The 3,002-nt window shown below is 65.7% G+C and carries 3 protein-coding genes; all 3 read right to left on the bottom strand.

All coding sequences use genetic code 11. The annotated features are described in order from the left end of the window. Positions 1-187: 187 nt before the first annotated feature. Positions 188-595 (bottom strand): hypothetical protein, encoded by a 408-nt coding sequence (locus ACK4ZD_RS15440; RefSeq protein WP_409664084.1) that lies wholly within the window; start codon positions 593-595, stop codon positions 188-190. A gap of 8 nt (positions 596-603) precedes the next feature. After that, positions 604-2,805, bottom strand: a complete 2,202-nt coding sequence (locus ACK4ZD_RS15435; protein ID WP_409664081.1) for a hemagglutinin repeat-containing protein — start codon at positions 2,803-2,805, stop codon at positions 604-606. Next, positions 2,802-3,002: hypothetical protein (locus tag ACK4ZD_RS15430; RefSeq protein WP_409664078.1), on the bottom strand; the 201-nt coding region annotated here is incomplete at its 5' end. The genes ACK4ZD_RS15430 and ACK4ZD_RS15435, both read right to left, overlap by 4 nt.

Raw genomic sequence — 3,002 nt, 5'->3', positions numbered from 1 at the left:
GCGCCGCTGGTGAACACGCCGCTCTTCTTGGTCTCCTTGAAGTGCTGTTCGTGCACGCTCTCGGTGGCAGCCTCGATCGTCACGTCGCGTGCGGCGGCCAGGGTGGTGCCGGAGCTGGAGACGACATCGGAGCCGCGCACGGTGAGGTCGCGCCCGGCCTGGGCGAACACGCTGCCTTGTTCGCTGCTTACGCGTCGTCGGTGATGTAAGGCGGCCACTGCAACGTGGGAATGACCATGACGAAGTAGCCTGTATCGAAACCATCAGGCGTGTGAATGCCGACGGGTTTGCCCTCATAGCGTGCCCAGTGCTCACGCAAGGTCTGCATGATCTGGTCCATCGGAGCTAACCAATAGTGCTTTGTTGCAGGCTTGAGCCAGCCCAGATCGTCTGAGTGCGGGAAGAGCCGACACCGATCCTCACGCAGCATGCGCTCGATCATGTGCAGGCACAGCTCCTTGCGCCATTGGTATGGACGATCCTTGAACGTGTACCGAATGCTCCCCCAGAACCTCTCGAAACTTCCGCTCTGGATGCCGGCAATCTCCTCAAACTCTTCCTGGATAAAGCTTTCGACTTCTGCTGTGGTTTCCACATGGCCTCCTATCGCAAGAACTTGAACTCAACTGCTTTTCCGGGCTTCTTGTGGTAAACGGAAGCAGACTCAATCTCCACCGTCCAATGCGGCCCGAGCTGCTGGGTAGAGCTTGCCTGAGATCTCAGCGTTATCTTGCTGCCATCGCTCAGTGACCAAGTCTGGCCCGCGTTCGGGACGCCGTTCACGCCAAACGTGTGGCTCGGCTGCGCCCCACCCGTGATGCTGTTGACGAAGTTCAACACCTCGGCATCGGACACACCCGAGTAGACCGGCTGATTCTTGCTCAAGGCGGGGGCGGGGGTGAGGGTTCGCCCGCCGATCTGCACGGTCCACTGGCTGGGGTGTTGAGCGGTGGTGTTGACCAGATTGCGGATCTGCTCGCCCGGGGCGCCAGAGACCACTGGGGTGGTCAGGTCGGCATCGCGATAAACGTTATTCTCGATCGTCTGCTGCTTGATCTGCGCCGTGTCGGCGGAGGGGGCCTTGCCCTCCGCTCTACCTGCCACCTTGCTCCCCGCAGCCGCCTCCACCTGCCTGGCGACACCGGCGTAACCTGCTTGCGTCAGCTTGCCCGTGAGCGCGGTGGTGCCGGCACCCAGCGCCAGCGTGTCCACCAGGGCCTCACCGCGCACGGTGGGGTCCGGGCTGTTCAGGCGGTTGCGCAGGTCGGTGGGGATGTCGGCGATGCCCTGGGCGATCTGGATCGCGGTGTCGAGAGCGCCGTTGTCCACGATCGCCTTGACCAGTTCGTAGGCCCCTACACCCGTTCCGACCACCAGCCCCGGCGGGCTGAGCTTCAACAAGCCCTTGCCCACGCCATGCAGCAGCGGGTTGGCGTTGGCCTGCTGATACTTGAACGCATCGTTGAGCACGCTGGAGCGCTCGGCGTTGATCAGAGTGTTGCTGCTGCCTTGCCCGAGGTAGCTGCCCGCGGCGCTCTGGATGTCGGCCACCCAGGCGCTGCACAGCGCACTGCCGGGGCTCTGGCAAGCTTCGGCGATCTGCTGGTCGCGCCAGGCATCCAGGGCATTGAGCCGGTCGATCTCCTGCTGCAAAGCGGCGGCGCAGGCAGCGTCTTTGCAGGCGAGCTTTTGCTCCATGAGCTGGGCGCGCCGAGCCGCCTCCTCGTGCCGAAGGTAGTTGTTGGCCGTCTGGTTGAAGCCGGTGGTTGCCCCGGTGGTGTCGCCGGTGAGGGCGCCCACGGCGGTGCCTGCGGCGGCGACGACGGCCTGGCGCACCGGCTCGGGCAGGCCGGCGGCGTTGATCGCCTCGGCCAGGTGGGGCACGGCCGCGGCCGACGAGCCCGACCCCAAGGCCCCTTCGAGCCCCCCGCTCAAGCCGCCCACGGCGATGTGCGCGGCCACGCGGTAGGCGCCGCCTTCGTCCCACTTGCGGGCTTCTTCCTCGTTGCCCTGCTGGCGCAGTTCACGCGCCTTGTTGGTGGCATAGTCCCCCACCGCCTTGGACGCCTGTTGCCCAAACGTCGCCACGATCTGGGCGCCGGCCTGCACCTGCTTTTGCAGCTCCTGCCCGTCCCAGCGTTTGCTCAGGGCCCCGCTGTCGTCCCCGGTGAGCACCTCGCGGTTCAAGGCGGCCAGGGTCTGTTGCGTCGTCTGCCCGGTGCGCTCCTGCTGGGCCGGCGAGTCGGTGATGACGATCTCCCCCCCACTGATGCCGCTGCGCGTGGTGCTGCTTTGCTGGCCGTCCACGCTGGCATGCCCGGCGCTGGCGCCGCTGGTGCCCGCACTCACGCCCGTGCTGCTGGCCTTGTAAACGTCCTTGTTCTGGAGGTCACCGGTGCGCAGCGTGCCGGTGGCCAGCCGGTTGCGGCCCTCGTCCACGGCGGCCTGGGTGCTGGCGATCACCGCGCCTTGCAGCTCGGTGTGGCCCTTGACCTCCACCTGGAAGCCTTGGTCACCGGCGCGAAGGCCGCTTTGCTGGCTCACGCTGGCGTGGTCGGCCTCCACCCGGGCATTGCTGTAACTCGCGCTGGCCGCAAAACCGTACCCGATGGTGACACTGCCGCCGGCACTGCGGTGCTGGCTGTCGTAGGTGGCGGTGTCTTGCACGCTGTGGATGGTGAGGTCGCCCCCCACCTGGGCCACGATGCGCTCGCCGCTCACCTGCGCGCCGCTGAGCGTGGTGTCGCGCCCGGAGATGAGGGTGGCGCTCTGGCCGGCGTTTATCTCGGTGTGGCGGTGGTTCAATCGCCCGGGTGCCGGTCACGAAAGAGGAAGGCCCTCAGGCGACGAACAGCTTTTTGAAGGGCTAGCTCGCCCGGTTCGCCCAAACCAATCATCTTGGCCTGGGCATCGTAACCAGCATAAGCCACCATAAGGCCACCACCCAACGATACCCAGTACCATCCTTTGGATGGATTATCCAAAAACAACCAAGGGCCTAG

The sequence above is a fragment of the Caldimonas sp. genome (assembly GCF_046291045.1).
GTDB lineage: Bacteria > Pseudomonadota > Gammaproteobacteria > Burkholderiales > Burkholderiaceae_C > Caldimonas.
This window is presented reverse-complemented; position numbering and strand designations above follow the sequence as displayed.